The sequence below is a fragment of the Psychrobacter sp. NPDC078501 genome (genome assembly GCF_044900935.1).
GTDB lineage: Bacteria > Pseudomonadota > Gammaproteobacteria > Pseudomonadales > Moraxellaceae > Psychrobacter.
The window spans coordinates 21,632-42,296 of record NZ_JBJDOS010000005.1 but is presented as its reverse complement, the minus strand read 5'-3'; the positions used below and the strand labels follow the sequence as shown (position 1 = coordinate 42,296).

The 20,665-nt window shown below is 42.7% G+C and carries 30 protein-coding genes and 1 tRNA gene; 22 read left to right on the top strand and 9 right to left on the bottom strand.

Annotated elements, in window-relative coordinates:
* Nucleotides 1-19: 19 nt before the first annotated feature.
* The 9 genes from ACI2IW_RS09985 to ACI2IW_RS09945 form a co-directional block, all read right to left on the bottom strand.
* A complete protein-coding gene (locus tag ACI2IW_RS09985) occupies nucleotides 20-799 on the bottom strand; it encodes a hypothetical protein (protein ID WP_404693546.1) in 780 nt (259 codons plus the stop codon).
* 33 nt (nucleotides 800-832) lie between these two features.
* The gene (locus tag ACI2IW_RS09980; RefSeq protein ID WP_404693545.1) at nucleotides 833-1,105 is read right to left on the bottom strand and encodes a hypothetical protein; all 273 of its coding nucleotides are present in this window, start codon (nucleotides 1,103-1,105) and stop codon (nucleotides 833-835) included.
* Between the two features lie 193 nt (nucleotides 1,106-1,298).
* Entirely contained in the window at nucleotides 1,299-1,841 is a 543-nt protein-coding gene (locus ACI2IW_RS09975; RefSeq protein ID WP_404693544.1) for an IS630 family transposase, read from the bottom strand.
* The gene (locus ACI2IW_RS09970) at nucleotides 1,792-2,142 is read right to left on the bottom strand and encodes an IS630 transposase-related protein (protein WP_240990684.1); all 351 of its coding nucleotides are present in this window, start codon (nucleotides 2,140-2,142) and stop codon (nucleotides 1,792-1,794) included. The genes ACI2IW_RS09975 and ACI2IW_RS09970 overlap by 50 nt, the downstream gene beginning before the upstream one ends.
* Nucleotides 2,143-2,721: 579 nt before the next feature.
* A tRNA-Pro gene (locus ACI2IW_RS09965) sits at nucleotides 2,722-2,798 on the bottom strand.
* Nucleotides 2,799-2,912: 114 nt separating this feature from the next.
* On the bottom strand, nucleotides 2,913-4,439 hold the full coding sequence (gene gatB / locus ACI2IW_RS09960; protein ID WP_404693543.1) for an Asp-tRNA(Asn)/Glu-tRNA(Gln) amidotransferase subunit GatB: 1,527 nt from the start codon (nucleotides 4,437-4,439) through the stop codon (nucleotides 2,913-2,915).
* Complete coding sequence (gene gatA / locus ACI2IW_RS09955; RefSeq protein ID WP_160023587.1) at nucleotides 4,439-5,935, bottom strand: Asp-tRNA(Asn)/Glu-tRNA(Gln) amidotransferase subunit GatA; 1,497 nt, start codon at nucleotides 5,933-5,935, stop codon at nucleotides 4,439-4,441. The genes gatB and gatA overlap by 1 nt, the downstream gene beginning before the upstream one ends.
* An 81-nt stretch (nucleotides 5,936-6,016) precedes the next feature.
* Nucleotides 6,017-6,331 (bottom strand): Asp-tRNA(Asn)/Glu-tRNA(Gln) amidotransferase subunit GatC, encoded by a 315-nt coding sequence (gene gatC / locus ACI2IW_RS09950; RefSeq protein ID WP_404693542.1) that lies wholly within the window; start codon nucleotides 6,329-6,331, stop codon nucleotides 6,017-6,019.
* Between the two features lie 525 nt (nucleotides 6,332-6,856).
* A complete protein-coding gene (locus tag ACI2IW_RS09945; RefSeq protein ID WP_404693541.1) occupies nucleotides 6,857-6,985 on the bottom strand; it encodes a hypothetical protein in 129 nt (42 codons plus the stop codon).
* A gap of 34 nt (nucleotides 6,986-7,019) precedes the next feature.
* On the opposite strand from ACI2IW_RS09945, the gene ACI2IW_RS09940 reads away from it, so the two are divergent.
* The 22 genes from ACI2IW_RS09940 to rplF all read left to right on the top strand — a co-directional run bounded on the left by ACI2IW_RS09940 (nucleotide 7,020) and on the right by rplF (nucleotide 20,665).
* On the top strand, nucleotides 7,020-8,048 hold the full coding sequence (locus tag ACI2IW_RS09940; RefSeq protein WP_082624553.1) for a rod shape-determining protein: 1,029 nt from the start codon (nucleotides 7,020-7,022) through the stop codon (nucleotides 8,046-8,048).
* Between the two features lie 313 nt (nucleotides 8,049-8,361).
* Nucleotides 8,362-9,222 (top strand): rod shape-determining protein MreC, encoded by an 861-nt coding sequence (mreC, locus tag ACI2IW_RS09935; RefSeq protein WP_102077941.1) that lies wholly within the window; start codon nucleotides 8,362-8,364, stop codon nucleotides 9,220-9,222.
* A 120-nt stretch (nucleotides 9,223-9,342) separates the two neighbouring features.
* Entirely contained in the window at nucleotides 9,343-9,828 is a 486-nt protein-coding gene (gene mreD, locus ACI2IW_RS09930) for a rod shape-determining protein MreD (protein WP_102077940.1), read from the top strand.
* A gap of 105 nt (nucleotides 9,829-9,933) precedes the next feature.
* The gene (locus ACI2IW_RS09925; protein ID WP_201556164.1) at nucleotides 9,934-10,617 is read left to right on the top strand and encodes a nucleoside triphosphate pyrophosphatase; all 684 of its coding nucleotides are present in this window, start codon (nucleotides 9,934-9,936) and stop codon (nucleotides 10,615-10,617) included.
* Nucleotides 10,618-10,737: 120 nt separating this feature from the next.
* On the top strand, nucleotides 10,738-12,339 hold the full coding sequence (locus tag ACI2IW_RS09920; RefSeq protein ID WP_404693540.1) for a ribonuclease E/G: 1,602 nt from the start codon (nucleotides 10,738-10,740) through the stop codon (nucleotides 12,337-12,339).
* A 410-nt stretch (nucleotides 12,340-12,749) separates the two neighbouring features.
* Nucleotides 12,750-13,061, top strand: coding sequence for a 30S ribosomal protein S10 (rpsJ, locus tag ACI2IW_RS09915; RefSeq protein WP_010196670.1), 312 nt, complete (start codon nucleotides 12,750-12,752; stop codon nucleotides 13,059-13,061).
* 49 nt (nucleotides 13,062-13,110) lie between these two features.
* Nucleotides 13,111-13,749: a 50S ribosomal protein L3 gene (gene rplC, locus ACI2IW_RS09910; RefSeq protein WP_057758696.1), complete on the top strand. Its 639-nt coding sequence runs from the start codon at nucleotides 13,111-13,113 to the stop codon at nucleotides 13,747-13,749.
* A gap of 14 nt (nucleotides 13,750-13,763) precedes the next feature.
* Entirely contained in the window at nucleotides 13,764-14,366 is a 603-nt protein-coding gene (gene rplD, locus ACI2IW_RS09905; protein WP_057758698.1) for a 50S ribosomal protein L4, read from the top strand.
* Nucleotides 14,363-14,713, top strand: a complete 351-nt coding sequence (gene rplW / locus ACI2IW_RS09900) for a 50S ribosomal protein L23 (RefSeq protein ID WP_057758700.1) — start codon at nucleotides 14,363-14,365, stop codon at nucleotides 14,711-14,713. The genes rplD and rplW overlap by 4 nt, the downstream gene beginning before the upstream one ends.
* 11 nt (nucleotides 14,714-14,724) lie before the next feature.
* Nucleotides 14,725-15,552 carry a 50S ribosomal protein L2 gene (gene rplB / locus ACI2IW_RS09895; protein WP_057758702.1) on the top strand — a complete coding sequence of 276 codons (828 nt, stop codon included), beginning with the start codon at nucleotides 14,725-14,727 and terminating at the stop codon, nucleotides 15,550-15,552.
* Nucleotides 15,553-15,564: 12 nt separating this feature from the next.
* Complete coding sequence (rpsS, locus tag ACI2IW_RS09890) at nucleotides 15,565-15,840, top strand: 30S ribosomal protein S19 (protein WP_010196682.1); 276 nt, start codon at nucleotides 15,565-15,567, stop codon at nucleotides 15,838-15,840.
* Nucleotides 15,841-15,850: 10 nt separating this feature from the next.
* Nucleotides 15,851-16,180, top strand: coding sequence for a 50S ribosomal protein L22 (gene rplV / locus ACI2IW_RS09885; RefSeq protein WP_021813373.1), 330 nt, complete (start codon nucleotides 15,851-15,853; stop codon nucleotides 16,178-16,180).
* Nucleotides 16,181-16,183: 3 nt separating this feature from the next.
* Complete coding sequence (gene rpsC / locus ACI2IW_RS09880; protein ID WP_057758704.1) at nucleotides 16,184-16,906, top strand: 30S ribosomal protein S3; 723 nt, start codon at nucleotides 16,184-16,186, stop codon at nucleotides 16,904-16,906.
* Between the two features lie 3 nt (nucleotides 16,907-16,909).
* Nucleotides 16,910-17,323, top strand: a complete 414-nt coding sequence (gene rplP, locus ACI2IW_RS09875) for a 50S ribosomal protein L16 (protein ID WP_010196693.1) — start codon at nucleotides 16,910-16,912, stop codon at nucleotides 17,321-17,323.
* Nucleotides 17,323-17,520 (top strand): 50S ribosomal protein L29, encoded by a 198-nt coding sequence (gene rpmC, locus ACI2IW_RS09870; RefSeq protein WP_102094164.1) that lies wholly within the window; start codon nucleotides 17,323-17,325, stop codon nucleotides 17,518-17,520. The genes rplP and rpmC overlap by 1 nt, the downstream gene beginning before the upstream one ends.
* Entirely contained in the window at nucleotides 17,517-17,792 is a 276-nt protein-coding gene (rpsQ, locus tag ACI2IW_RS09865) for a 30S ribosomal protein S17 (protein ID WP_404693539.1), read from the top strand. The genes rpmC and rpsQ overlap by 4 nt, the downstream gene beginning before the upstream one ends.
* A gap of 182 nt (nucleotides 17,793-17,974) precedes the next feature.
* Nucleotides 17,975-18,343 carry a 50S ribosomal protein L14 gene (gene rplN, locus ACI2IW_RS09860; protein WP_010196702.1) on the top strand — a complete coding sequence of 123 codons (369 nt, stop codon included), beginning with the start codon at nucleotides 17,975-17,977 and terminating at the stop codon, nucleotides 18,341-18,343.
* A gap of 8 nt (nucleotides 18,344-18,351) precedes the next feature.
* Nucleotides 18,352-18,669 (top strand): 50S ribosomal protein L24, encoded by a 318-nt coding sequence (gene rplX / locus ACI2IW_RS09855; protein ID WP_101204866.1) that lies wholly within the window; start codon nucleotides 18,352-18,354, stop codon nucleotides 18,667-18,669.
* 21 nt (nucleotides 18,670-18,690) lie between these two features.
* Nucleotides 18,691-19,227 (top strand): 50S ribosomal protein L5, encoded by a 537-nt coding sequence (gene rplE, locus ACI2IW_RS09850; protein WP_101204865.1) that lies wholly within the window; start codon nucleotides 18,691-18,693, stop codon nucleotides 19,225-19,227.
* Between the two features lie 12 nt (nucleotides 19,228-19,239).
* Nucleotides 19,240-19,545 carry a 30S ribosomal protein S14 gene (rpsN, locus tag ACI2IW_RS09845; protein WP_010196705.1) on the top strand — a complete coding sequence of 102 codons (306 nt, stop codon included), beginning with the start codon at nucleotides 19,240-19,242 and terminating at the stop codon, nucleotides 19,543-19,545.
* 11 nt (nucleotides 19,546-19,556) lie between these two features.
* Nucleotides 19,557-19,955 carry a 30S ribosomal protein S8 gene (gene rpsH / locus ACI2IW_RS09840; RefSeq protein WP_101204864.1) on the top strand — a complete coding sequence of 133 codons (399 nt, stop codon included), beginning with the start codon at nucleotides 19,557-19,559 and terminating at the stop codon, nucleotides 19,953-19,955.
* A 176-nt stretch (nucleotides 19,956-20,131) separates the two neighbouring features.
* Entirely contained in the window at nucleotides 20,132-20,665 is a 534-nt protein-coding gene (gene rplF, locus ACI2IW_RS09835) for a 50S ribosomal protein L6 (protein ID WP_404693538.1), read from the top strand.

Below are 20,665 nucleotides of genomic sequence, written 5' to 3'. Positions count from 1 at the left end.
AAATCACTAAATTATGTATTTACAGCAACTCTGGATATTGCTCTTTCAACTGCGTAAGTTTGTTTAAGTCACCTGCTCTAAGATAAGCTTGATAGCTATTTTTTATCACTGAATCTGAGGTATCTAGCTCCAATGCCCTATTTGCAAACAAAGACTCAATACTTGGACCTTCATCAGATATTGTTGCTACAGCACGACTTGCTCTAATAAGCAGAATAGCTTTTTGACGACTATTAAAACGTACATCACTGATAATTGATGCAAAAACTGCATTAATACCTAAACGACGATATATTTTGCTGAAATAAGTGGCTTGATCCGTAATATCTGTTTCTGAGAGAAACTCAGGATAATCCTTAATAATATTTAATATCTTTTGTTCTTGATACTCTTTTTCCCCGTTATCTATATATACATTAATTTCTGACTCATTTTCGAAGGCATTAATTAGTTGTTGTAAGATGAGGTTATATTGAGCATGTGGTTCAGTCTCATGATCCTTATAGTAATAATGCAAATAAGATACACACTCCAATGCTTTTTGTTTTTCGCCTAGATCTATATATAGAAAAGCTGCAATGCGATAAACACTTTCGTGACGACTTAGGTCAAAGGCAATATCTGGTAAATAACCAAGAGTTTTACTGACTGATTTTTTTGCAATGATACGGCCTGCTTTCAATAGATTATAAGCTGCTACTCGTGTATTAATCTCAGTTCCATTATTCTTTTCTAATTCTAAAATTAAACCATATACACTAAGTTCTTTATATTTTTCTAATATCTGCATATTATTCATACAACTATCCTAAAATTTAAAACAATAATTAGATTAACAATCGAAATTTATTTTCTCTGAATAAAATGATCGCTTATCGCCATGTTCTTTATCTCTAACAATTACCTTAATAGAAAATATTCCAGATGGATTGTCTATATCGAATATAGCTTCTGTATTTTCAGAATAGGCTTTAGTAGCTATTCTTTCATGTCCCTTATATAAATAAAATGCATAATCATATTTAGACGGTTCGAAAAAGTAACTATCAGCTAGAAACTCTCCAAAGAAAATATCATTTTTTAGAGAAATAGTAACATTAAACATATTTTTCCTTAATTTTTTATCATATAGTATTTTATATAATTAAATATTAATAATGATTACCTTTATAATATAGTTTAATTAGAAAATACTGTTATATAAATATAATTAACTCTGATTTAAATTTTTTATATCTAATTTAATTCTTTACTTAAATTTTGAATCTTTGTGTAAAAGTCCTTGCCGAAGCTTATAGTTAAGTCTTTATAAAATCGATACAGCCCATATCATGAAACAGTTTAGGTAGATTATTCTCCATCCATCCTTGGCGTAGAAACTTAGCCTGTGCCCATTTTTTCTCGATAGGGTTTAGATCAGGGCTGTACGGTGGTAGCCAAAGAATACGATGGCCATGTCTGTTGAGTAGCTTTTGAATACGTTTGCTTTTATGAAACCGAGCGTTATCCATGACAATCACGCATTTAGTCTTGAGACTTGGAATTAAAGTGTGTTTGCACCAGTCGTAGAATATGGTGCTATTGATATTCTGCTCAACGTAATCAAGCGCAAATAGCATCTTTTCATAGAGAGCTCCGATGACGTTGGTTCGCTTTCTTGCTTGCCAGTTGTAGCTATCGATACAGGGTGTACCAATCGGTGCATAGCCATGAGAACGAATGGTTTCAGCCTCAAAGCCGCTTTCATCCATATAGACAATGGGGTAGCCTTGCTGCGTAAAGCGATCAAGCCTACTCTGGAATACCGCTCTTTTTATCGGACACGCTTTTGGATGTTCCAAGGTCTTTTTTTTGACTGATACCAAGACGCTTTAAAGCATTAAAAATGCCCGTTTTACTACAGTTCAAGCGACGAGCTCTTTCATAGTTATAATCATCTGGGTATCTTTTTACGTCTTCAATCAATGCGTCATCAGGTATTTTAGTCGGTGCTTTATTTCTGGTTGTTTTAGGCGCTAATTTCTTCTGCCAGCTGTGAATGGTGCTGGTGCTAAGTCCATAAAATAGCGCAGCTTCTCGTATGGTCATACCATCAGTGATGCTAGAAAGTACCTGTTTGCGATAGTCTATTGAATAAGTCATCGTTTATTTCATTAAATGCAATTGTTAATAGGATTGTATCGGTTTTATTTGGATTAGACTATACATATTATGTTCATAATGTGAGGCGGTAACTCTGTTAACACCTTTGTTATTAAAGGATAATCACTATTAATTTCGTAAAGAGTATTATTGACAATATTTTCAGCTCCCATTAGTTCAATAGGTTTATAACTTATATCTTCTAAGTAATAAAATTTAATCTTCTTTTGAAAATCGTGATATTGCAAGAACTCAATAGCAGAACATATAGGATATTCGGATATAGATATAAGTACGTCTAACAAGGAAGCAAGTTCCATGTGGGTATCATAACCTTTTTGAATATCAGAAAAAAAATAAGTCACAATTCACACCTCTACACACCATTAAATCAAAGTAGATATAAGACAAACCAGCCTAAAGCTATATGGATGACTGGCTTTAGATTATTCATCATGCCTTGCAAGATTTTTATTATTATTTGCTCAATCAAAACATCATACAATCACCAGTCAAATTTAGCACAAAAAAAGCCAACCATTGAAAACAATGATTGGCTTTTCTCTTTACTGCTATGTTTGGTCGGAACGGCAGGATTTGAACCTGCGACCACTACACCCCCAGTGTAGTGCGCTACCAGACTGCGCTACGCCCCGAGTGACTGACTATTTTACGCAAAATTATGTATATTGCAAGGGCTATTTATAGCAGCCAAACTCTACAATATTATTCCGCCTAGCATAGTCAGTATAATCGCTTAGCAGCCAATGTTAACCCAATAATTCTTTTAGAATTTGGTTCACTTGCTGTGGGTTAGCACTACCGCGACTGGCTTTCATGACCTGACCGACCAGACCGTTAAAGGCTTTTTCTTTACCGCCGCGATACTCTTCGACCATCGCTTCATTTTTTGCGATGATTTCTTCTACCATCGCTTTGATAGCACCAGTATCGGTTTCTTGCTTAAGGCCTTTGTCTTTGATGATTTTATCTGCTGCATCATCACCATCGCCGCCTTCGCGCTCATATAGAGCACTAAAGACTTTCTTAGCCAGTTTGCCAGATAGCGTGTCATCTTTGATACGCTTGAGCATGCCAGCCAATTGTTTGGCGCTGATAGGGGAGTCGATGATGTCGGTGTCATCTTTGTTCAGTGCGCCGAGCAAGTCGCCCATGACCCAGTTGCCAGCCATTTTGGCATCTTGCTGACCGATTTCAGCCACCACATCTTCGAAGTAGTCAGCAATTTGACGACTACCAGTCAAGATACGAGCGTCATATTCTGACAAACCAAGCGCTTCTTCAAAGCGTGCACGACGAGCGACTGGTAGCTCTGGCATCGCTGCTTTGATCTCATCAACCGTATGCTGCTCGATACGGACAGGCAGCAGGTCAGGATCAGGGAAATAGCGATAGTCGTTGGCGTCTTCTTTTGTACGCATGGTGCGAGTTTCATCACGCTCTGGATCATACAGCATCGTCGCTTGAACGACTTTGCCACCATCTTCTAAGATATCGATTTGACGTTCGATTTCACGATTGATAGCACGTTCGATAAAGCGGAACGAGTTTAAGTTCTTTAGCTCAGTACGCGTACCAAGCTCATCACCTGGTCTGCGCACAGAGACGTTACAATCACAGCGGAATGAGCCTTCAGCCATTACTGCGTCTGAGATACCTAGCCAAGTAACTAGCTGATGAATGGCTTTAATATAGGCAAGTGCTTCGTGGGCTGAGCGCATGTCTGGCTCAGAGACGATTTCGATCAGTGGCGTACCAGCACGGTTCAAATCCACACCCGTCATACCATCGACAGCGTCATGTACAGATTTACCAGCATCTTCTTCTAGATGCGCGCGGGTGATACCCATACGTTTAGGGTATTCGTTCTTTTCGCCCTCATTTACCACGACATCGATGTAGCCTTCACCTACGATAGGATTGGCCATCTGGGTGATTTGATAGCCCTTAGGCAAATCAGGGTAGAAGTAGTTTTTGCGGTCAAACGTATTAAATAGACCTAACTCAGCATTGACGCCGATGCCGAATTTTAGCGCGCGATCGACCACACCAGCATTTAGCACTGGTAATACGCCAGGCAAACCCAAATCGACGATGCTAGCTTGGCTGTTTGGCTCATGACCAAAATCAGTCGGCGCACTTGAGAAGATCTTACTTTCCGTATTTAGCTGGCAGTGAATCTCGATACCGATGACCACTTCATAGCCATCGACAAATAGCTCTTTACGCACGGCGTGTTCACGGACGGCATTGTTATCAGTAGTAACTGTACTCATTATACCGTCTCCTTTGCGATGGTAGAGTGTTGTAGGTGATGATCAGTATGCTGCTGGAACAGATGCGCAGTCGTGAGCAGTTGACTCTCTTGCCAATGCTTACCGATTAATTGCAAGCCAATTGGTAGACCTTCTGTAGTCAAACCAACCGGTTGGCTAAGTGCAGGCAGACCCGCTAAGTTGACTGCGATGGTATAAATATCACCTAAGTACATGGTCGCAGGGTCGAGATTGTCGCTTAATTTATAGGCAGCAGTTGGTGCGGTTGGGCTAGCAATCACATCACAGCTAGCAAATGCTTCATCAAAGTCTTTAACGATCAAACGGCGAATCTTCTGTGCTTTAGTATAGTAAGCATCGAAGTAGCCAGCCGATAGCGCATACGTCCCTGTCAAGATACGGCGCTGTACTTCAGGGCCAAAGCCTTCGGAGCGTGAGCGCGTGTATAGATCGATAAGGTCCGTTGGGTTTTCACAGCGATAGCCAAAACGTACGCCATCGAAGCGCGATAGGTTAGATGATGCTTCGGCAGGCGCTAGCATATAGTAAGTGGCAAGCGTGATCTCAGGATCAGTGATGTTCACTTCTACAATCGTTGCACCAAGCTCTTCATATTTCTTCAGAGCCGCACGTACTGCTTGCTCAACTTCGCTATCAAGCCCTGTACCGAAGTATTCTTTGGCTACACCAATACGAAGACCGTCAAATGGCTTATCACCAGCAGCAGCTTGGGCATCATTGATATCTTGTACGTAGTCAGGCATCTCGTATTTGATAGAAGTTGCATCGCGTGGATCATGACCAATCATCGGCTGGAGCAGATAGGCGCAATCTTTAGCGCTGCGCCCCATGCTACCTGCTTGATCTAGACTTGAAGCGTAGGCAATCATACCAAAGCGTGACACACGGCCATAAGTCGGCTTAATACCTGTTAGGCCGCAGAATGAAGCAGGCTGACGAATAGAGCCACCCGTATCACTACCGGTAGCAACAGGGACAAAACCTGCGGCAACAGCAGCAGCACTACCACCTGACGAGCCACCAGGGACGCGCTCTAGGTTCCAAGGGTTTTGTACCGTACCGTAGTAAGAGCTACTGTTGTCTGAGCCCATCGCAAACTCATCCATATTGAGCTTACCTAAGCTAATCATGCCAGCCTTATCGATGTTAGAAACGATGGTCGCGTCATATGGTGAGACAAAGTTGTGCAGCATCTTTGAGCCACAAGTGGTCAGTACGCCCTGAGTACAGAAGATGTCTTTGTGCGCCATTGGTACACCAAGTAGCGGACGCTGATCGCCTTGTGCGCGCATCTCGTCTGCCGCTTGTGCTTGTGCGCGTGCAGTCTCAGAAGTATGAGTGATAAAGCTGTTAATCTTGCTGTCTAGCGCATCGATACGCTTGATGTAATGCTCGGTTAATTCCGCGCTGCTAAATTGTTTGTTTTGCAAGCCAGTAATGAGCTGCTCGGTACTTAATAAATGAAGTTCAGACATAAGGTGTCGTCCGTCAAAATGTTAATAGCATAAAATAAAATGAGATAATGGCAAATGCGTGATTGTGTTATTCAGCCACTATTATTCAATCACCTGAGGCACTAGATATAAGCCTTCTTCTACGGCAGGTGCGACTGACTGATTACGCTCACGATTGATGTCGTGTTTTGCCACATCAGCACGCAACTCTTGGCAAACTTCATGGATATTGGCTAGTGGCTTGATGTCTGTGGTATCAACGTTAGATAGCGTATTCATCAGTTTTAATACTTTACTGATATCATCAGCATAGCTATCGGCTGTACTTTCATCGACACCTAAGCGGGCAAGGTTGGCAACTTCTAGGATTTCTTCACGGCTGACGTTGCTGTCAGACGTTGCTGGCTGCTGAGACATAGTTTCTCCAGTTAAGGACAGTTTTTGTTAGAGTAGTTTACGAAAACGAAAATACGTAAGCGCTAAAATAGAAACAATTAAAATAGATATAAATAGTAAGTGAGCTTATTATAAAGCATCTGACTCAAGTTTACAGAGCATGACGCTTGATTGATGCACAATCTCAACCAACAGTCTGAATTGATGAAGACGTAATATTGAATAAGATATGGTGTCATCCAAGCCATAATGCCAATTAAGACACAATGATTTACAGAGAATTGCAAAACTGACCCCCTAATTCATCATTGTTCCTCAATTGCTCTCCAATTAGCTTCTAAAATACGTTACAGTATGCATCTGCTATTAAGCAAAACATTCATCTGCCTGTAGAGCCTTGTTAGTTATCAGATTAAATGATGTTTCATTGAGTTGAATGATATTCACTACTATTTCAAACTTTGTAACAACTTTTGGCGTCTAAGACAAAAATCCTTACTTACTGATGCAAATATCTATGTTTTTTTTGAGCTAAATCGGTATAATTTAGCTCAGTTTTTTCATTTCATTATTATTGCTTGGATTTTGACTTGTTGGGATGATTAACTGTTGCCACAAGTAATGTTTAACGACGACCTGCTCAACACTGACGAGTAACACCTCAGTCAATCTCATTCGCCTCATTCGTAAGACGCTGGATATATTAGTCATGAACCTGTTTGGATTTTTATCAAATAATATCGCTATCGACCTCGGTACTGCGAACACCCTAATTTTTATTCCTAATAAAGGCGTCGTTCTTGACGAGCCTACGGTGGTCGCGTTACGAAGCAATCGTACTCAGAACCCGACCGTCGCCGCTGTTGGTATCGATGCCAAGCAGATGCTAGGTCGTACGCCTGCGAACATCACAGCGATTCGCCCGTTGAAAGACGGTGTGATTGCTGATTTTGAAGTGACGCAAAAAATGCTTAAGCACTTTATCGCTAAAGTAAAAGCCAAGCGTTTTATGGCACAGCCTAACGTCGTGGTTTGTGTACCATGTAAGTCTACTCTAGTTGAGCGCAAGGCGATTCGTGAGGCAGTATCATCAGCAGGTGCGAGCAAAGTACTATTGCTAGAAGAGCCGATGGCTGCGGCTATCGGTGCTGGTATGCCAGTTCATGAAGCCAGTGGTTCTATGGTGGTGGACATCGGTGGTGGTACGACTGAGATTGCTGTTATCGCACTATCTGGTTGCGTATATGCTGAGTCGATTCGTATCGGTGGCGATATGTTTGATGAAGCGATCATCACTCATGTACGCCGTACGCATGGTTGTGTCATCGGTGAGACAACCGCTGAGCGCATCAAAAAAGAAGTCGGTTCTGCATTGAATGAAGACAGCCAACTAGAAGTAGAAGTTCGTGGTCGTAGCATGGCAGAAGGTGTGCCAAAGACCTTTACTGTCAATTCAGAAGAAGTGCAAAAAGCGTTGACTGATCCATTGAGCGGTATTGTTAGCGCTGTAAAAGTAGCACTTGAGCAGACTCCTCCAGAGTTATCATCGGACATCGCTGAGCGTGGCATTGTATTGACAGGTGGCGGCGCACTATTACGTGACTTAGACAAACTTATCTCGCAAGAGACCGGTTTGCCAGTAACGGTAGCAGAAGACCCGTTGACCTGCGTTAGTCGTGGCGGTGGTATCGCGCTTGATTTCATCAATAACAAAAGTTTAAACATGATTTTTGTTTAAGTCATCTTTATTCTTAATTGCCCTATAGTCTTGGCAATATATGATGATTTATGTGAATGATGAAACTATAAATATAGTCGGTTTAATATAATTTGGATATAAGGAAGGCAAGCGAAAGTACTACAAATAGTAGGCTGAGCGAGACTAACACCGTATCTAATTTATATAAAATTGACTATATATAAAATTAAAGGTAGCCGATTGTGCTACCTTTAATTGCATTCATTTGTGCTAGAACCCAATATCCTCGATAAACACTCATGCTATAAATAAGTGCTATTGTTCATTTTAGAATCCTTAAATCAGACGACTTATGACTCCAAGTATTTTTGCGCGCCAGCCGTTATCACTTCGTAAGACTGTTATCGTATTGATAGCAGCCTTAATTTTGATGTGGTTTGATAGCAAAAACTCTGATTGGTTCAAGCCAGTACGTAGCACCAGTCATGCCGCCATGCAGCCAATCTATGAGCTGTCTCTATTACCAAGCTATGCCAAGCATTGGGCTGGTGGCAGCCTGCAGTCAAAAGAAGCACTGCGTCGCGAAAATATGCAGCTAAAGTCGCAATTGATACACGCGCATGCCAAGCTACAACAGCAAGATTATATCTTGGCGCAGAACGCACGTCTGCAAGGTATCTTATCTACCACCAAGCCTGAGCAGTTTGATCTTAATTTGGCGCAAGTCATCGGTACAGATACCAATTTGCTCAGACAGATTGTGGTGCTTAACAAAGGTGAGCAAGATGGCGTACAAGTTGGGCAAACGGTCATCGATGAAGATGGTGTATTAGGACAGATTATCAATGTCTACCCGAATACTAGCCGTCTGTTGTTGATTACAGATGAGCAGCAGTCAGTTGCGGTTACTGTCAAGCGTACCGGTCAGCGTGCTATCGTCACAGGTCAAGGCATTCCATCCTCATTAAGTCTCAATTACGTATTCAAAACATCGGATGTGCGGGTAGGTGATGAGCTAGTGTCGTCAGGATTGGGCGGTCGTATTCCGGCAGGTTATCGAGTAGGGCGTATCGCGCATGTCAAAGACGAGCAAACTGATAACTTTAGAACGATCGAAGTTACTCCAGCAGCTAACTTTATTGACAATGCCTATGTATTAATACTTCAAGACAAGCTGCTAAATGAGAATAATGCTGCTGCTATTGCTCCATAGATAATGACGTAAGCCACAGTATTAACGTTTTAAAGCTCTTTCCACTTATGGTATTCACCTTGCCAATATCCAATCAACAATATAACAGCAACTATCAAACACTCGCTAAGGTAAGTACCCATGTCGTATCCTGATTCTGAGAATGCCACGGTACTATTGATAGTTGTGATTGTTCTAAGTTTCATCGCTGCATCATCACTCAATGTCTATCCATTAAGCCCAAGCATGGCCACATTGCGTCCCATGGTCATGATCATGGTGCTGATTTATTGGTTGCTGTTTCAGCCGCGCTATGTGGGTATTTTCACCGCATTCACAGTTGGACTAATTGCTGATTTATTAATGGATACCCATTTAGGGCAGCAAGCTTTTGCCGCTGTTGTAGTTGCACTGGTTATTAAAATTACCAGTATCTATGTCAGACAGTTGAATACCGTTAGCGCTTGGTTAATTGCTAGTCTAGGGCTGATTGTCTTTCAGTTAAATCTATGGATACTACAGATGTTTATTCAAAACGTCTTTGTCGCCCAGTCTGCTGTGTCATTGTTTATGAGTATCATTAGCTGGCCACTCGTACTGTTTGCTTTACGCAAGTTTTCACGTTGATAAATTATCAGTTATCAAGATTACTTTGTTTAACAGCTTAGCTTGCTCTGTATACAATACTGTACAACCACACACATCATAAATTTATAAATGAAGAGAAGATTGATGGATATCGTTTTAGCGTCTGGCTCTCCGCGTCGTCGTGAGCTACTAGAAAGAGCGCAACTAGACTTTACTATCTTAAGCGTGGATATTGATGAGACACCGTTAGATAATGAGTCGCCAACAGACTATATCGAACGCATGGTCGCAACCAAAGCCGATGCCGCGATACAACAATTAAGCGACACCTCTCAAGCAAATCACGATAGCCTTACATCACCGTTTATTATTTTGACTTCTGATACCATCGGTGTACTGTCAGACGGTAAGACAGTCTTGGTCAAGCCTATTGATCGCGAGCACGCATATAGTATGTGGCAGCGTATGTCTGATAACGTCCACGAAGTATGGACTGCCGTTCAAGCGACTCAAGTACAGCTATTGCCTATAGCAGAACGAAGCCCATCAGAACCTACACATTCCTTACAAATTATTAACCAGCAGCGAATCACTGAACGTACGGAAGTGACTTTTATACCACTGACGACACAGATGATGAGCGATTACTGGGATAGTGGCGAACCTGCTGATAAAGCAGGTGGGTATGGTATTCAAGGACTGGGTGCGGCATGGGTCAGTCGTATTAATGGCAGCTATACCAATGTCGTTGGTCTGCCACTGGCGCAAACGCTGGCACTAATCAAAGAAATGACAGAAGGCAGTAAGGACACAGTCAACCCGTTATAATGGGATATGCACATAATGACACGGTAGGGTAATGGGCAAGAGCAAGTCGCATTTGTTACACTGTCAATCTAATAGGCGATGACCGTCTAATAAGAAAGCTGAGAGATAAGAGAAAAAACTATGTCCGAAGAGCTGCTGATTAATATTAGTCCAATGGAATCCCGTGTTGCGGTTTTAGACAATGGTATTTTGGGCGAGATTTATATTGAACGACATCACAAACTGGGGTTGGTCGGCAATATCTATCTAGGGACGGTCGTACGTGTCCTTCCTGGTATGCAGGCAGCCTTCGTAGATATTGGTCAGTCACGGACCGCATTTCTACATGTTAATGATATGCAGCGTGAACCACGCCCCGTTGCAGAAAAAAACAAAGCGGCTAAGGCCACTAAGCACGAGATAAATGAGGACGATGCCACTGCCAACGCTTCTGCTGATAGCTTGGCTGTGACACCGCCTATTGTCAGTGCGCAAAGCACAGAAATAGTACCAGCGTCTAAAACTTTGATTCAGCATCGTTTGCATGAAAGTCAGCGTATTTTGGTACAGGTAACTAAAGACCAGCTGGGGAGCAAAGGTGCTCGTCTAACGACTAACATCTCACTACCATCACGTTATCTAGTATATTTGCCATCGAGTGATCATATTGGTATATCGCAGCGTATCGATGGTGAAGAAGAGCGTAGCCGATTAAAGACTGAGCTTAGTAGCTTGATGCAGACGGTCAATCTAAAAGGTGGACTGATTGCCCGCACTGCTGCTGAGCGTTTGCCTGTCGATAAGCTAGAAGAGGACATCTATTATCTATTGCAGCTGTGGCGTACTATCTGTGCTCGTCGCCAAGAGATTAATCATCATCAGAGCTCAGAGCTGATCTATCAAGAACTGTCATTACCATTACGTTCTATCCGTGACTTGGTTCACGCTGATACCGAAAAAGTCATCATTGATAATACGCAAATCTATGAGCAAGTCAGATATTTTGCCAAAGAGTTTGTTCCCTTCGTCTATGATCGTATCGTGCATTACACCGCTGAGCAGTCGTTGTTTGATGTACACCGTGTCGAAGACGACTTACGTGATGCACTAAAGCGCCGTGTCGATCTAAAGTCTGGCGGCTATCTGATCATCGACCAGACCGAAGCTATGACCACGATTGATGTCAATACAGGTTCTTTTGTAGGCGGTCGCTCATTAGAGGATACGGTTTATAAGACTAATCTAGAAGCCACACATGCTATCGCTCGACAGTTGCGCTTACGTAATCTAGGCGGCATCATTATTCTAGATTTTATCGATATGCTTGAGCAACAACACAAAGATGATGTGCTTGAGAGCTTACAGGCGCAGCTTACCCAAGATTATGCAAAAACTAAGATTACGCAGGTCAGTGAGCTTGGATTGGTAGAAATGACACGCAAGCGCACGCGTGAATCATTGGGTCAGCAGCTGTGTGAGCCGTGCTCAACTTGCCAAGGTCGCGGGTTTGTCAAAACCGCAGAAACCGTTTGTTTTGAGATTTTCCGCGAAATTATGCGCTGCGCACGCACTTATAACTCTCCCAAAAAGTTCACAGTAGTGGCTCATGCGGCAGTCATTGATTTACTGCTTACAACAGAGTCAGACACAGTAGCCGATTTAGAGTATCTACTGGGTAGGGTCATTACTTTTGATGTAGAGAATCTATACACTCAAGAGCAGTATGATATTGTTTTAGATTAATATTATTTAAAACAAATAATAATTTTAGATGCAACTATTTGTGTGATTAGTAGCCAGTATAAGAAGGAGCATCTCTAATCATACTAGAGATTGCTCTTGCAATACCTAAAATACTATGTATAATATACACCACTGAATTATATATGCGCAGCTGAATAAAAAAAGCTGGCGCTATGACAGCTAGAGCATCGTTTCTAGCACTATTTCATTATGCCTTTGCTACTTTCCATTTAATAGGAGGGTTGGCGGGGCTTTAAACTATTTTGCTTTTGGCACGCTATAAGTTCGGATAAAGAACTCATTCTGGTTAAGAACAGAAGGCCGCTTTAAGTGAATATTTAACCAAACTGCTTTTGATCATGGTCTTGCGACGCAAGAATGACAAAGGCACATATTAGGAGCTTGCTGGCATGGCTAACCAGAGAATCCGTATCCGTCTTAAGTCTTTTGATCATCGTCTGATTGATCAATCTGCACAAGAGATTGTTGATACTGCAAAGCGCACCGGTGCGCAAGTTTGTGGTCCTGTACCGTTGCCGACTCGCATTGAGCGCTTCAACGTTCTAACCTCACCACACGTTAACAAAGACGCTCGTGACCAGTACGAAATCCGTACTCATAAGCGTATGGTTGATATCGTTCAGCCAACTGACAAAACTGTGGATGCGCTAATGAAATTAGATTTAGCGGCGGGTGTTGACGTTCAAATTGCTTTGGGTTAATGCACATTAAACACCCAACCCATTAATATAAGATATAAAGAGGTCTAAAATGGCGATCGGTTTAGTCGGTAAAAAGTGCGGCATGACCCGTGTCTTCACTGAAACAGGCGCATCTATCCCTGTAACAGTTGTTGAGGTCGATGCAAACCGCATTACTCAAGTAAAAAATACTGATGTAGATGGTTATCAAGCCATCCAAATTACCACAGGTACTCGTCGTGACAGCCGCGTAACAGCTGCACAAAAGGGTCACTTCGCTAAAGCTGGTGTTAAAGCTGGCCGTGGTGTTTGGGAATTCCGTGCCAACGAAAGCGATCTTGAAGGTCGTGAGATTGGTGGCGAGATTCTAGCTGACTTGTTCGAACAAGGTCAGATGGTTGATGTGACAGGACAGAGCAAAGGTAAAGGTTTCCAAGGCCCTGTTAAGCGTCACAACTTTAGTATGCAAGATGCTACTCATGGTAACTCAGTGTCTCATCGTGCGCATGGTTCAACTGGTCAAAACCAGTCACCAGGTAAAGTATTCAAAGGCAAGAAGATGGCGGGTCAGATGGGTAACAAACGTGTTACCGTTCAGGGCCTAGAAGTGATTTCGGTTGATGCCGAAAAAGGGTTACTTGTCATCAAGGGTGCTATCCCAGGTGCCACCGGTGGCGATGTTATCGTACGTCCGTCAGTCAAAGCCTAAGCAAGGGGATTAACGTGGATTTAAAAACAGTTACAGGTGCGGCGGTTGAGCTTTCTGATACGGCATTTGGTCGTGAATTCAACGAAGCACTAGTGCATCAAGTCGTCACCGCTTATTTAGCTGGTGCTCGCCAAGGTACACGCGCACAAAAAACACGTGCCGAAGTTTCTGGCGGTGGTATTAAGCCATGGCGCCAAAAAGGTACTGGTCGCGCTCGTGCGGGTTCTATTCGTAGCCCAATCTGGCGTTCAGGTGGTCGTGCATTCGCTGCAAAACCACAAGATTGGTCACAGAAAGTAAACCGTAAAATGTATCGCGGTGCGATGCAGTGCATCCTAGCAGAATTGATTCGTCAAGAGCGTCTGATTTTGGTAGAAGAGTTGAGCGTTTCTGGGCCGAAAACCAAAGAACTGATTGCTAAGTTAAACGATTTGAATGCACCTCGTGCACTAATCGTTACTAAAGAAGTTGATGAAAACTTATACTTAGCTGCTCGCAACATTCCACACGTCAATGTACTTGGTACAAATGAAGTGGACCCAGTGAGCTTGATCGCATTTGATAAAGTGATCATGTCAGTTGAAGCTGCGAAACAATTTGAGGAAGCACTAGCATGAATAACGCAAGACTTTATCAGGTCTTAAGAGGGCCTGTATTCTCAGAAAAATCTCAAATGCTTGGCGACTCACTTGGTGTGCAGGTATTTAAAATTGATTCTAATGCTACTAAGCTTGAAGTCAAGAAAGCAGTTGAGTTGATGTTTGAAGGTGTTGAAGTTACTAAAGTAAACACTTTGAATGTTAAAGGTAAGACAAAGCGTTTTGGTAAAAGCATCGGCCGTCGTAACGACTACAAAAAAGCCTATGTTACCTTAAAAGCTGGTCAAGATGTACAAATGGCTGATGCTGGTGAAGAAGTAGCGAATACTACTGATTCTACTAGTGAAACAGCGAATAACGAATAAGGATTACACTCATGCCTATCGTAAGAGCAAAGCCAACATCACCAGGCCGTCGTTTTGTTGAAAAAGTAGTGCATCCACACCTGTACAAAGGTCGTCCGTTTGCAGCACTTCTAGAATCAAAAAGCAAGTCAGGTGGTCGTAACAATAATGGCCGCATTACTACTCGTCACATTGGCGGTGGTCATAAGCAACATTATCGCATTATCGATTTCAAACGTACTAAAGACAATATCCCAGCAACGGTAGAGCGTATTGAATACGATCCTAACCGTACTGCTCATATTGCTCTACTTAAGTATGCTGATGGCGAACGTCGTTACATTATCGCTGCTAAGAAACAAGTAGTTGGTGATACAGTAATGTCAGGCGAGACTTCTCCAATTCGTCCAGGTAACTGCTTACCGCTAAAAAACATCCCATTGGGTACTGTGATTCACAATATCGAACTTAAAATCGGTAAAGGTGCACAGATGGCTCGTTCTGCGGGTGCTAGCGTTCAGTTACTAGGTCGTGACGGTGTTTATGCTATTCTACGTATGCGTTCTGGCGAAACTCGCCGTGTACACGTAAATTGCCGCGCTGTTATTGGTGAAGTTTCTAACACTGAAAACAACTTGAAATCACTTGGTAAAGCTGGTGCTTCACGTTGGCGTGGTGTTCGTCCTTCTGTTCGTGGTGTCGCTATGAACCCGGTTGATCACCCACACGGTGGTGGTGAAGGTCGTAACAAAGGTCGCCATCCAACCAGCCCTTGGGGTCAGAAGTCTAAAGGACTTAAAACGCGTCACAATAAGCGTACTGACAACATGATCATCCGCCGTCGCGCCAAGAAGAAATAAAGGAAGAATTTCATGCCTCGTTCATTGAAAAAAGGTCCATTCATAGACGCGCACTTGTTTGCTAAAGTTGAGAATGCATTAGACACCAACTCACGCAAGCCAATTAAGACTTGGTCGCGCCGCTCGATGATTCTGCCACAAATGGTTGGCCTAACTTTATCTGTTCACAACGGCCGTACTCATGTACCGGTTATCGTGAGTGAGCAGATGGTTGGTCATAAACTAGGTGAATTTGCCCCGACTCGTACGTATCGTGGTCACGGCATTGACAAAAAAGCTAAGAGATAAGGTGCTTACCATGGAAGTAACTGCAAAATTACGCGGTGCCGCCATATCGGCACAAAAAGTTAGACTCGTTGCTGATGAAGTTCGTGGCAAATCTATTGAGCGTGCTTTGGATATCCTAACGTATAGCAATAAAAAAGGCGCTGTGTTTGTTAAGAAATGCCTTAACTCAGCCATCGCCAATGCCGAACATAATCACGGCTTAGATATTGACGACCTAAAAGTCGCTACTATCTATGTTGATGAAGGCATTACGCTAAAACGTATCCTACCACGTGCCAAAGGCCGTGCTGATCGTATCAGCAAGCGTACTTGTCACATCACTATAAAGGTAGGAGAATAAGTTATGGGTCAAAAAGTACATCCAATCGGAATTCGTCTTGGTGTTGTAAAAAAGCATAACGCAAACTGGTATGCTAACCCTAAACAATACTCAGAATACCTAATCAACGACATTCAAGTTCGTGAATATCTACGCAAAAAGCTAGACAACGCTATGATCAGCAACATCATGATCGAGCGTCCTACTGGCGCTGCTAAGATTACCATCGCCACTGCGCGTCCTGGTATTGTTATCGGTAAGAAAGGCGAAGATATCGAAAGACTTCAAAAAGAATTGACCAAAATTATGGGCGTACCTGCTCAGGTCAACATTGAAGAAATCACGTCACCTGACCTTGATGCACGTTTGGTAGCAGACGGCATTGGTAGCCAGCTTGAGCGTCGTGTTATGTTCCGTCGTGCGATGAAACGCGCGGTACAGAACAGCATGCGTTCTGGTGCTAAAGGTATCAAGGTTGAGCTGTCTGGCCGTCTAGGCGGTGCTGAGATTGCTCGTAGTGAATGGTACCGTGAAGGTCGTGTGCCATTGCATACACTCCGTGCTGATATTGACTATTCGTCAATTCGTGCAGAGACAACTTACGGCACCATCGGTGTTAAAGTTTGGATTTTCCGTGGCGAAATCCTTGACGGTATGAACAGTGTATATAATCCCGTCAAAGAAGAGCAGACTCGTGCGCCAAAACGCCGTGGTCGTGGAAACCGTCGAAACTCAGACAGAGGTTAAACTATGTTACAGCCAAAACGTACCAAGTTTCGTAAAATGCACAAAGGTCGTAACACTGGGCTAGCTCATCGTGGAAGCACCGTTGCATTCGGACAAATTGGTCTAAAATCATTGACGCGTGGTCGTATGACAGCTCGTCAAATCGAAGCAGCACGTCGTACCATCACTCGTAAAATTAAGCGTGGCGGTAAGATTTGGATTCGTGTATTCCCTGACAAACCGATTACCAACAAACCATTAGAAGTACGTATGGGTAAAGGTAAAGGTCCAGTAGAATATTGGGTATGCGAAATCAAACCTGGTAAAGTGCTATATGAAATTGAAGGGGTACCAGAAGAGCTTGCACGTGAAGCTTTCACGCTTGCTGCAGCAAAACTGCCCTTTAAAACTACCATTGTTAAGCGGACGATAATGTAATGAAGATCAGTGAATTACGTGATAAATCATTAGAAGAACTGACCCAGTTACTTGATGAAAAGCAACTTGATGCTTTCCGTATTCGTATGGCTAAAGCAACTGGTCAGTTGGGTAATACCCATGAAGTACGTGACAATCGTCGCACGATTGCTCAGCTTCAGACTTTGATTAACGAGAAACAACGAGGCGACTCATGAGCGATAACAATCAAACAGATACCAATGCTAGCGTATTGACAGGTCGAGTTGTTAGCGACAAGATGGATAAGTCCATCACAGTTTTGATTGAGCGTCTGGTTCGTCATCCTTTGTATGGCAAGCAGCTTCGTCGTTCTACAAAAATCAAAGCACATGATGAGAATAATGTTTGCCAACAAGGCGATCTTGTCCGTATCAAAGAAACGCGTCCAATCTCAAAAACCAAGTCTTGGACTTTGGTTGATGTGGTTGAAAAAGTAGAAAAAATCTAAGTAAATTGCATTAAAAGCCAGAAGCTGTTAAAATAGCCGCCTTTTTAAGGATGCTGATTGCGCCGAGCGTATATCACTCACATTAAGAGTAAGTCGCGGTTATTTATATTAAAATGCCGTCTACTCATACTGTGCTAGCGGCAGCAACTGGTTTTTATTGCTCATACGTGTGGAGTAACGCTATGATTCAGGTTGAGTCAATGCTGGAAGTTGCAGACAATAGCGGTGCAAGAAGAGTTCAGTGCATTAAAGTACTGGGTGGTTCTCATCGTCGTTATGCATCAGTTGGCGACATTATTAAAGTAACGGTTAAAGAAGCCATTCCTCGTGGTCGTGTTAAAAAAGGCGACGTGATGAATGCAGTAGTTGTACGCACCAAAAAAGGCGTTCGTCGTCCTGATGGTTCTGTGTTACGTTTTGATGACAATGCTGCGGTATTGTTGAACCAAAACAAAGCGCCGATTGCAACTCGTATTTTTGGACCGGTAACTCGTGAACTACGTGGTGATCAGTTTATGAAAATTGTATCACTAGCACCAGAAGTATTGTGAGGTAATCCATGTCAAAATTACGTAAAGGCGATACAGTTATCGTGATTGCTGGGAAAGACAAAGGCAAGCAAGGTACTGTACAAGCTGTAAAAAACGATCGTATTAAAGTTGAAGGCATTAATATTGTTACCAAACATCAGAAGCCAAATCAGGCAACTGGCGTTGAAGGTGGCATTCTTAAGCAAGAAGCTTTTCTGCATATCTCAAATGTCGCAATCTTAAATGCGCAAACCCAAAAAGCAGACCGTATTACTTATCAGTTTGGCGAAGACGGCAAGAAACAACGCGTCTATCGTTCAAGCGGTGAAGTAGTGGCGACTGCGTAAGACACTAAGGGTGTAATGGTAATGGCAAGATTAAAATCTTTATATAACGATGAACTAAAGCAGCAAATCAAAGAAGAGCTTGGTTTGGCAAATGTGATGCAAGTGCCTAAAATCACTAAAATCACACTTAACATGGGTGTAGGCGGCGCGTCTCAAGACAAGAAATTGTTGGAAGGTGCTGTAGCTGATATGACCGCGATTGCTGGTCAAAAACCTGTTGTCACCAAAGCGCGTAAATCAGTAGCTGGCTTTAAGATTCGTGAAGAATGGCCAATTGGCTGTAAAGTAACGCTACGCGGTGAGCAAATGTACGAATTTTTAGATCGTCTCGTTGCCATTGCAATTCCTCGTATTCGTGATTTCCGCGGTTTTTCACCTAAAGCCTTTGACGGACGTGGTAACTACTCATTGGGTATCAAAGAACAAATCGTATTCCCAGAAGTAGATTTTGACAAGATTGATCGTATCCGTGGTATGGATGTGACAATCACCACGTCAGCTCAATCTGATGAAGAAGGTCGTGCGTTGCTTAAAGCATTCGGCTTCCCATTTAAATAAGGTAAAGACGTTATGGCAAAGAAGAGCATGATTAACCGCGAATTAAAGCGCGAAAAAATGGTTGCTAAATATGCTGAAAAGCGTATCAAGCTAAAAGAAACTATCAGTGATATGACTGCAAGTGACGAAACTCGTATGGAAGCGATGTTAGAGCTACAAGCTCTTCCACGTAACTCATCACCAGTACGTCTGCGTAATCGTTGTGCTATCACCGGTCGTCCTCACGGTTACTTCCGCAAGTTTGGCTTGTCACGCAATATGCTGCGTGAGCGTGTCATGCAAGGCGATGTGCCTGGTGTTCGTAAAGCAAGCTGGTAAGGAGTAACTATATGAGTATGCAAGATACCGTTGGGGATATGCTAACCCGTATCCGTAACGCACAAATGGCTAACAAAGTATCGGTAGCAATGCCGAGCTCTAAATTACGTAAATCAATTGCTGATTTGCTAGTTAGCGAAGGTTATGTGGCTAGCGCTGTTGTTGCTGAAGAAGAAAACAACAAAGCAACCCTTACTATTGAATTGAAATATTTCGAAGGCCGTGCTGTCATCGAAACTATCCAACGTTATAGCCGTCCTGGTTTACGCCAGTTCCGCGGTAAAGACGCTATACCTACTGTTAAGCAAGGTATGGGTGTTGCTATCGTATCTACTAGCCAAGGTATCATGAGCGATCGTGCTGCACGCGCTGCTGGTATCGGTGGTGAAATCGTCGCATTTGTAGCGTAAGCTATACGACGATGAAGTCTATTTGATGGTTGTTAGGCTTCTATTGATTGAGTAATATTAAATTATTTCGAATTGATAGATGTCTAACACAGTCAACTATGCTAAACTAACACGCTTTTTAGCCTGTTAGTTTTTTCGCTAATATAAAGAAGTTAAATTTTTTAAGGAATATTCCTATGTCTCGTGTGGCTAAAGCCCCAGTGACGCTGCCAAACGGCGTAAGCGTTACTTTGAACGATCGGCAGGTCGAAGTTAAAGGCAAGAACGGTTCTATGTCTTTACGCCTGCATGAATTGGTCGAGCTGAAACAGGAAGATGATGCTATCATTTTCTCACCTACAGTCGATTCAAAAGAAGCTATGATGCACACTGGCACCATGCGCGCTCTTGTTAACAACTATGTTACTGGCGTAAACGAAGGCTTTGAAAAACGTCTTCAGTTAATTGGTGTTGGTTATCGCGCGCAAGTTACTGGTAACAAAGTAACCTTGAACGTTGGTTATTCTCATCCAGTAGAGTATACGTTACCTGAAGGTGTATCAGCTGAAACGCCAACGCAAACTGAAATTGTTTTGAAATCAAACAATAAACAGCAGCTTGGTCAAGCAGCCGCCAACATCCGTGGTTTCCGCCCACCTGAGCCTTACAAAGGTAAAGGTATTCGTTATAGTGACGAGCATGTGATTCGCAAAGAAGCTAAGAAAAAATAA

Bases quoted from the DNA above. Each gene is read 5' to 3' on its own strand.
- ACI2IW_RS09985 (WP_404693546.1), bottom strand. From the start codon at position 799: ATGAATAATATGCAGATATTAGAAAAATATAAAGAACTTAGTGTATAT.
- ACI2IW_RS09980 (WP_404693545.1), bottom strand. From the start codon at position 1,105: ATGTTTAATGTTACTATTTCTCTAAAAAATGATATTTTCTTTGGAGAG.
- ACI2IW_RS09970 (WP_240990684.1), bottom strand. From the start codon at position 2,142: ATGACTTATTCAATAGACTATCGCAAACAGGTACTTTCTAGCATCACT.
- gatB (WP_404693543.1), bottom strand. From the start codon at position 4,439: ATGAGTACAGTTACTACTGATAACAATGCCGTCCGTGAACACGCCGTG.
- gatA (WP_160023587.1), bottom strand. From the start codon at position 5,935: ATGTCTGAACTTCATTTATTAAGTACCGAGCAGCTCATTACTGGCTTG.
- gatC (WP_404693542.1), bottom strand. From the start codon at position 6,331: ATGTCTCAGCAGCCAGCAACGTCTGACAGCAACGTCAGCCGTGAAGAA.
- ACI2IW_RS09945 (WP_404693541.1), bottom strand. From the start codon at position 6,985: ATGAGATTGACTGAGGTGTTACTCGTCAGTGTTGAGCAGGTCGTCGTT.
- ACI2IW_RS09940 (WP_082624553.1), top strand. From the start codon at position 7,020: ATGAACCTGTTTGGATTTTTATCAAATAATATCGCTATCGACCTCGGT.
- mreC (WP_102077941.1), top strand. From the start codon at position 8,362: ATGACTCCAAGTATTTTTGCGCGCCAGCCGTTATCACTTCGTAAGACT.
- mreD (WP_102077940.1), top strand. From the start codon at position 9,343: ATGTCGTATCCTGATTCTGAGAATGCCACGGTACTATTGATAGTTGTG.
- ACI2IW_RS09925 (WP_201556164.1), top strand. From the start codon at position 9,934: ATGGATATCGTTTTAGCGTCTGGCTCTCCGCGTCGTCGTGAGCTACTA.
- ACI2IW_RS09920 (WP_404693540.1), top strand. From the start codon at position 10,738: ATGTCCGAAGAGCTGCTGATTAATATTAGTCCAATGGAATCCCGTGTT.
- rpsJ (WP_010196670.1), top strand. From the start codon at position 12,750: ATGGCTAACCAGAGAATCCGTATCCGTCTTAAGTCTTTTGATCATCGT.
- rplC (WP_057758696.1), top strand. From the start codon at position 13,111: ATGGCGATCGGTTTAGTCGGTAAAAAGTGCGGCATGACCCGTGTCTTC.
- rplW (WP_057758700.1), top strand. From the start codon at position 14,363: ATGAATAACGCAAGACTTTATCAGGTCTTAAGAGGGCCTGTATTCTCA.
- rplB (WP_057758702.1), top strand. From the start codon at position 14,725: ATGCCTATCGTAAGAGCAAAGCCAACATCACCAGGCCGTCGTTTTGTT.
- rpsS (WP_010196682.1), top strand. From the start codon at position 15,565: ATGCCTCGTTCATTGAAAAAAGGTCCATTCATAGACGCGCACTTGTTT.
- rplV (WP_021813373.1), top strand. From the start codon at position 15,851: ATGGAAGTAACTGCAAAATTACGCGGTGCCGCCATATCGGCACAAAAA.
- rpsC (WP_057758704.1), top strand. From the start codon at position 16,184: ATGGGTCAAAAAGTACATCCAATCGGAATTCGTCTTGGTGTTGTAAAA.
- rplP (WP_010196693.1), top strand. From the start codon at position 16,910: ATGTTACAGCCAAAACGTACCAAGTTTCGTAAAATGCACAAAGGTCGT.
- rpmC (WP_102094164.1), top strand. From the start codon at position 17,323: ATGAAGATCAGTGAATTACGTGATAAATCATTAGAAGAACTGACCCAG.
- rpsQ (WP_404693539.1), top strand. From the start codon at position 17,517: ATGAGCGATAACAATCAAACAGATACCAATGCTAGCGTATTGACAGGT.
- rplN (WP_010196702.1), top strand. From the start codon at position 17,975: ATGATTCAGGTTGAGTCAATGCTGGAAGTTGCAGACAATAGCGGTGCA.
- rplX (WP_101204866.1), top strand. From the start codon at position 18,352: ATGTCAAAATTACGTAAAGGCGATACAGTTATCGTGATTGCTGGGAAA.
- rplE (WP_101204865.1), top strand. From the start codon at position 18,691: ATGGCAAGATTAAAATCTTTATATAACGATGAACTAAAGCAGCAAATC.
- rpsN (WP_010196705.1), top strand. From the start codon at position 19,240: ATGGCAAAGAAGAGCATGATTAACCGCGAATTAAAGCGCGAAAAAATG.
- rpsH (WP_101204864.1), top strand. From the start codon at position 19,557: ATGAGTATGCAAGATACCGTTGGGGATATGCTAACCCGTATCCGTAAC.
- rplF (WP_404693538.1), top strand. From the start codon at position 20,132: ATGTCTCGTGTGGCTAAAGCCCCAGTGACGCTGCCAAACGGCGTAAGC.